Here is a 7,291-nt window from a genome sequence, read left to right as displayed (position 1 = left end):
AAGGTTAACGACGGTTAGATTCACCTCTTACACAGCACCTGCCTTTAAATGGTATTATAGGTCTAACAGAGTTACTGATTAATGAGCGCGAAGGAAACTCAGATGATGTAAAGCAGTTAGGAATAATTCAAACATCAGCTAAAAACTTGCTTCTAATATTAAATGACATTTTAGATTATTCTAAGATTGAAGCTGGGGCTTTAAAGTTGGACATTCGTGCTATTAGCCCTGTAAAAATATTTGATGATTTATCAGCGATTCACCGCTCTTATGTGTCTCAAAAGCAAGTGAACTTCAGTTATCAGCTCAGTTCTGATTTACCAGAGTTTTTAGAATTAGATTCACTTCGAGTAACGCAAATTACTAATAACCTGTTAAGTAATGCAATTAAATTCACTGAAGAAGGTGAGGTAAGTCTGTTAGTTGAATACCGAGACAATAATTTACTCATTTCTGTAAAAGACACTGGTATAGGTATCTCTAAGCAACAGCAACAGTTGCTATTTAGTGAATTTACTCAAGGTGCTGTGTAAGAGGTGAATCTAACCGTCGTTAACCTTAGCAATACGTAATTTTTACGTACCTACTTCGTTCAGTTACGTATTGCTAAGGTTAAGTTCCTCGTGCAGTGTCAAGAGATCAGCACCTCCCCATATGCGCTCACGTGGGTGACTACCTAAGTAAAAGCCTCCAGCTTGCTTGATCTTTTCATTAAATCCCGTAAAGGCAGGGAAGACATCGGCAATCATATTTCGAATATTGTCGTAGTCTTCAACAGTCGCCATCCAATCTATTGGAAACTCCCCTAGTGTCGCCTGAGCCATACTGGCGATGATCCATGGCTCTGAACGCATTTTCGATGACAGAGGCTCCATGACACCACCCGATGCATGCACCATACTAAATGAGTCTTCCACGGTAACAGCTTGCTCACCGTTCTGTTGAAGGTCTATGTCAGTACGTCCTAGACAAGGCAAAATCAGAGCATCTTTACCCGTAATTAGATGGGATCGGTTTAGTTTGGTACTGATCTGAACGGTTAAATCACATTGTTGAAGCGCTTCAGCTGTCGCTTGCGTATCAGGCGTTGCTGCAGCAAAGTTACCACCCAAGGCAATAAAGGCTTTAACCTTGCCTTCCTTCATCGCCCGAATGGTATCAACCACTGCGTATCCGTGTTCTTGGGGCGGCTTAAAGCCAAAGCGCTTCTCAAGGCTATCAAGTAATGCTTGGTTCGGCTTTTCGTTAATCCCCATGGTACGATCACCTTGAACATTACTGTGACCACGAACAGGACATGCCCCTGCCCCAGGCTTGCCGATATTGCCACGCAAGCTTAAGAAGTTGATGATTTCATGGATGGTGGGCACGGAGTGGTAATGTTGAGTCACCCCCATCGCCCAAGTGCAAATGGCTCGCTCTGCATTGGCATATTGATTAGCCGCATACTCAATGTCATCACGGCTAAGTCCTGATTGCTCCAGAATCTTAGACCATGACGTTTCGCGCACGAGCTCAATGTAGGCCTCATAGCCTTGCGTATGCTCTTTTAAGAAAGCCCAATCTAACAGACTTTCTCCTGCGTCTTCGCGTTCAAGTATATGTTTGGCCATGCCCCGAATCACCGCCATATCTCCACCCAGTTTCGGTGTAAAATAAGCGGTATTGAGCGGTTTAGAGGAATTTGTCAGCATTTCCACTGGGTTCTGCGGATGCTGGAATCGTTCTAACCCACGTTCTTTTAAGGTATTAAACGTTAATACCTGAGCGCCATTTTCGACACAGTCTCGCAGAGTATCAAGCATGCGCGGATGGTTTGTACCAGGGTTTTGCCCGAATACCAACACACAATCCGCTTCTTCAAAGTCATCAATCGTGACAGTCCCTTTACCCGCGCCAATGCTACTTGTTAACGCATAACCACTGGCTTCATGACACATGTTCGAACAATCAGGAAAGTTATTGGTGCCAAAAGCTCGAACAAACAATTGATATAAAAACGCTGCTTCATTGCTCGCTCGGCCAGAGGTATAAAACGCGCCTTGATGCGGCGAAGGCAACGCCTTAAGATGTTTGGCAATCAATGCAAACGCATCAGACCAAGTAATCGGTTCATATTTGTCTGAATCCGAATTATAGCGCACTGGCTCTGTAAGTCGTCCTTGATATTCTAAAAAATAGTCACTTTGCTCTTTTAACCAACTTACGGAATGCTGAGCAAAAAATTCTGCACCGACTTTACGAGAAGTTGCTTCCCAATTTACGGCCTTAGCACCGTTTTCACAAAACCGTATTTTGGCGGGATCGTGCTTTTCTCCCCATGCGCAACCAGGACAATCAAAGCCTTTCGGCTGATTTGTCTTAAGGAGAGTAAAAATATTTCTAGTGGCATTTCTACTTTTTAATAAGTGTTTAGTGGTGCTTTTTAATGCCCCCCAACCACCTGCTGGGCCTGAATATGGGGTAAAGTAAATATCATTTTTACGCATGCGACGCTTGATCCATAAAGCAAATCATGGCGTAAACAAACAGTCGACCATGACAATGGGTTAATAAGAACTAATCACAAAATAGCATATTGGCATAACTCGATACAGTCCCTACAGGTCAATAAGTTATTATGATCAGGTCTAGAATTAAGGTAGGCTGTATGATCACCATGTATCAATGATTGATAAAACTAAAAAAGCGAGCTTAGCGCTCGCTTTCAAAAACATTGTCGGCCAGGTGAATATTATACGCGTCGACAAGCAGCAGCAGTGAATAAAACATCTGTTGAGCTGTTTAACGCTGTTTCTGCCGAATCTTGTAAAACACCAATGATAAATCCGACCGCAACCACTTGCATGGCGATATCATTAGGAATATTGAAAAGACTGCACGCCAAAGGAATCAGCAATAAAGAACCACCTGCCACACCAGAACTACCACCAGCGGACACCGCAGCAATGATGCTAAGAAGAATGGCAGTCCCCATATCAACAGGAATGCCTAAAGTATTCACTGCTGCTAGAGTTAATACTGTAATGGTGATCGCTGCCCCAGCCATATTGACCGTCGCACCAAGTGGAATCGATACGGAGTAGGTATCCTCGTCTAAACCAAGCTTTTCACAAAGGGCCATGTTAACCGGTATATTCGCCGCTGAGCTTCGTGTGAAAAATGCGGTGATGCCACTGGATTTCAAACATTGAAAAACGAGTGGGTATGGGTTCTGACGAGTCGCTAGGAAGACTAATAGCGGGTTAGTCACTAATGCAATGAATAACATAGCACCAACCAACACAGCCAAAAGATGAGAGTAACTAAACAGTGCCTCAAATCCTGTCGTGGCAATGGTATTAGCTACCAAGCCAAATACCCCAAAAGGCGCTAGACGAATAACAAACCCTACCACAGTCGTAATCCCATCGGCCAAATTCTGTAACAACGCTTTTGTGGTATCAGAGGCCTGTCGTAGACCAATCCCGATTACGATTGCCCAGGTCAATATACCAATGTAATTACCATTCACTAGAGCATTAACCGGATTATCAACCATATTAAATACAAGGGTATGCAGCACCTCACCAATACCTCTTGGTGCCGCACGACTTAAGTCCGTTGCAATCAAATTTAATTCACTGGGAAAAACAAAGCTGAACATAACTGCTGTTACCGCAGCAATAAGCGTCCCGAGAATATACAGAACCAAGACTGGTTTAATATGTGTTTGCTGATTTTTCTTTGTGATTTGCAATAGAAGCAATTACAAGTAAGAAAACAAGAACAGGCGCAATGCCCTTCAATGCCTTAACAAAAAAACTACCTAATATCCCAGCGGACTGCCCAGTACTGGGCGAAATCGTAGCTAAAATAACACCACAAACGATGCCAACAATAATTTGCAACACAAGGCTGCCATTCATGTAACGCTGAAAAAGCGTTGGGGTTGTGCTTAAAGCCATGAAAAATATCCATCATATTTTAAGAGCGTGCACCATAAAGCATCACGGTCAATAAATGAACCTTTTTGATGAAATTGTTACTTTAAACAGCCATAAAATAGATAAATCACAAGTTTTCTGAAACAAGCAATATGTAAGATAACTCATCTAAAGATTCAAAACGCACCGTAATGGCACACATTTCTTAAATCGAGTTCACTAATTAAGTTATCGAGAATCTTTTGTCGAAACGAGAGATCATCAAAATATTACGAATGAACTCATTAGCGCCGTCTATCCGGATTTCGATATTTTCACCGAGCGCTACTTTCATACTCAATAACATTCCTAGTGCGGCACTATCTAAATACTCAACACTTTCAATATTAATAACGAATCGTTCGTAATGGCTACCAACGAAACTCTCATATGATGTACGAAAATCATTAAATAAGGAAAAATCAAAACTTCCTTCTATTCGAATTTCAACTGTACCGCTTGCTTTTTTTTCAATGACCGTAATACTCATATGCTAATGTACTCTTCCATTTAATTAATGCCCTCCCATGCAATCTGGCGATTGCGGGGATTCATAACGGCGAGCTTCCCACTCTTCGTCTGTATATAAATGTAGTGCTAAGGCATGAATTTTCTTCATTTGATCAGTTAAAGCACCATATACCAATTGATGGCGTTGCACCGCACGCTTCCCTTCAAACACATTACTCACTAAAGTCAGCTTAAAGTGGGACTCACTCCCTTCTGGGACATTGTGCTTGTAGCTTTCGTTTTCTAGCTCAATGTGGTGAACATTAAACGCTCGCTGAATGGTTTCACTGATTTCGTTTTCTACGCTCATACTAACTCCACGCACTGCGTTTACTCTGCTGCAACCGTTGTTTGGTCTGCGCTGTTTTCATTATCCAACTCATGGTCCCCACTGAGCAAGGCTTTACCACGCTGTTGTGGGTAAGCAACATCAATCGATACCGCTCCACCTTCACGCCACACACTGATAATGGTATCCATATTGGCTGCCATCACTGCACGCTTATCATCCGGTGCCGCCGCAATCACTTGTAGACCGATATCACGCATAAAGCCCATACAAGTGGATGTTTTCGCCATATCAATCTTGTTGAAGGCCTCATCAAACATCGCCAATGAGAAGCCACCAACAATATCACCATCCATTGTTTCATGGAGACGATAAGTGGTAGACAGTGCCGCGGCAATCGCCAAGTAGAACGGAATTTGGTGCTCACCACCAGAACCCGTCTGTATACGCTGGGACAATGTTGTTTTCTTCTGACCATCTAAATCTAAGATATCGACTTCGAAGTTATAAAACTTACGGTAGTCCGCTAAATCTTTCTGCTTCTCTTCATCGCTAATCAGTTCTTGGATAACAGCGATCGCTTTCGCATGCTCTGGATCACCTGTTTGCTCAGGATCAAACAATCCACCAACATTAGCTTGATCATGGTCACTGAATTTCGCCACTAAATCCAAGATATCTTTCATATCACCGTTCGGGTAGAAACGGAACTGATACACCTCTTGGTTAAATGGACGTCGTTTCAAGCTATTATTCAACTCTTTGATGATCAAAGCCACCTGATCCAAAGAGTCCTTCAATTTCGACACATAGTCACTACGGAAGGTTTCTTCGGCTTCACGACGAGCAAGCTCTGCACGTTTAGCGTATTTCGCCAATTCCGTTTCACTTAGCAAGTCGATCTGATAAGTCACATAATGCTCGAATTCTTCAAATTTTGATTCGAGGTAATCAAGCTGAATATCATCATCCAAACTACTATTGTGATATTTAGCATAGTGATCAGCCACCTCTTTACGAACTTTCTGATCAAACATTTTGACTTTTTCAGTCGCTTTTTCAGAACGACTCATAGCCTCTTTGTAAATCGCTGCACCGTTGACCATGCTGGATTCAAGCAGGTCATAGCGTTCACTAGCGTACTCGGCATTAAACAATGGACTAGAGGTAATGCGTGTACGCTCTTCATCCAACGCTGATAGCGCTTCAGCGAGTTGGTTCTTCTGTGTGTTCAAAGAACCATATTGCTCAGCGATCTGCTGACGTTCACGGTCTAACTTCTTGCGCTCAAGCTCAATCGATTGAATACGTTCTTTTAAGCTATCAATACGTTCTTGCAAATCTGTATCATCACGTTGCTGTAATGCTGCAATTTGAGCTTCTACATCAGCGAGGTCTTGGGCAATACGGGTATTGGCAACACCGGCTTCCTGAAGTGCTTCTGCGTCAAATTGATTAGCTGCCATAACACGTCCTAACATAGAGTCAGCTTGCTCTAGTCGTTGGTCCGTTTTCATGTAATCCATCAATTCGCCGCTCAATTGTTGCAATTGCGCTTCTCGAGACTGACGCATGCCGTCGGTATTGATACCCACCATCATATGAGGCATGAAGCGGATTGTCGAAATCGTACCGGACAGCTTTAACATGCCATCTGCAGTCATAGCACTGTCTTCACGTAACAGTTGACGCTCAGTATCGACCGGCTTGATACCACCTAAACGGCGATTCAAGTAAGCTTGAGCATGATCATTATTACAACGAATAAAACGCAAAACAGAGTTTTGATCACCACGATTCAACCATAGGCGCGTTTGCGTGGTATCAATCACGCGACAGCCCATTAACTGACGACGGTGGGCACGGAAAATACGAATCGCCTCTTCTGCGTCATCTGGCTCCACGATCAGTGCTTCACGCTGGCTACCCAAGTAACCTTCAATGGCATCTTGCCACTTGTGATCCGTTACTTCTGCTAAATGACTAAGTGGTGTCGCCTTAATGTTGGCTTGGTCTAATAGATCAATCAGGCGTTTTACATTGGGTGATAAAGGACTTGAGCCACCTTTTAGAGATGAGACATCGGCTTCAAGCTGGCGGCACTCATCTTTTAGATTCAGGATATTACGGTTTAGCTGTGTACGCTGTTGGAATAAAGCGCCCTTACCTTCATCTAAGGCATCATTGATTTTAGCCAGTAAGCGACTTACCGCTTTCGCACTGCCTAAAATGTTACCTTCACTATCAATAGAACTCACTAAAGATTGCGCTTCAGTAATGAGCTCTTTAATTTCTTTGGATAAGACATCATCAAATACTTGCAACGCTGACAGCAATTGCATGACTTGATGAGCTTGAATCACCATTTTCCGGTCTTGTTGACCTTCCAACGTCAGCAGTTTTTTACTCTGTTCAAGCTGCTGTAGCTTCAGACCAACATCAGAATGCTCATATTGCTGCTCAAGTCGAACCAGCTGCGTTTGCAACTGCTTAAGTAGAGTTCGCTTGGGCGACGATTTCTTCTTGG

General features: G+C 43.1%; 5 protein-coding genes and 1 pseudogene. 1 reads left to right on the top strand and 5 read right to left on the bottom strand.

The features are described 5' to 3' along the window. The first annotated feature begins 38 nt into the window (after positions 1-38). Positions 39-533: a sensor histidine kinase gene (locus ACXAC4_RS20145; RefSeq protein WP_475164967.1), complete on the top strand. Its 495-nt coding sequence runs from the start codon at positions 39-41 to the stop codon at positions 531-533. 63 nt (positions 534-596) lie between these two features. Here the strand turns inward: ACXAC4_RS20145 and ACXAC4_RS20140 are convergent, their stop codons facing one another. The 5 genes and pseudogenes from ACXAC4_RS20140 to ACXAC4_RS20120 all read right to left on the bottom strand — a co-directional run. Then, on the bottom strand, positions 597-2,489 hold the full coding sequence (locus tag ACXAC4_RS20140) for an FdhF/YdeP family oxidoreductase (protein ID WP_475164966.1): 1,893 nt from the start codon (positions 2,487-2,489) through the stop codon (positions 597-599). Positions 2,490-2,734: 245 nt separating this feature from the next. Beyond that, positions 2,735-3,947: pseudogene (sstT, locus tag ACXAC4_RS20135) on the bottom strand (serine/threonine transporter SstT). 202 nt (positions 3,948-4,149) lie between these two features. Continuing rightward, a complete protein-coding gene (locus ACXAC4_RS20130) occupies positions 4,150-4,455 on the bottom strand; it encodes an STAS domain-containing protein (protein WP_475063363.1) in 306 nt (101 codons plus the stop codon). A gap of 24 nt (positions 4,456-4,479) precedes the next feature. After that, positions 4,480-4,785 (bottom strand): BolA family protein, encoded by a 306-nt coding sequence (locus ACXAC4_RS20125; protein WP_475063364.1) that lies wholly within the window; start codon positions 4,783-4,785, stop codon positions 4,480-4,482. 20 nt (positions 4,786-4,805) lie between these two features. Beyond that, positions 4,806-7,291 (bottom strand): SbcC/MukB-like Walker B domain-containing protein (locus tag ACXAC4_RS20120; RefSeq protein ID WP_475164964.1); only part of this gene is annotated, 2,486 nt, incomplete at its 5' end.

Source organism: Pseudoalteromonas sp. AWM4_233 (assembly GCF_056158285.1).
Note: the sequence above shows the minus strand (reverse complement) of the source record. Positions and strands in the feature narration are given on the sequence as shown.

Bases quoted from the DNA above. Each gene is read 5' to 3' on its own strand.
- ACXAC4_RS20125 (WP_475063364.1), bottom strand. From the start codon at position 4,785: ATGAGCGTAGAAAACGAAATCAGTGAAACCATTCAGCGAGCGTTTAAT.
- ACXAC4_RS20130 (WP_475063363.1), bottom strand. From the start codon at position 4,455: ATGAGTATTACGGTCATTGAAAAAAAAGCAAGCGGTACAGTTGAAATT.
- ACXAC4_RS20140 (WP_475164966.1), bottom strand. From the start codon at position 2,489: ATGCGTAAAAATGATATTTACTTTACCCCATATTCAGGCCCAGCAGGT.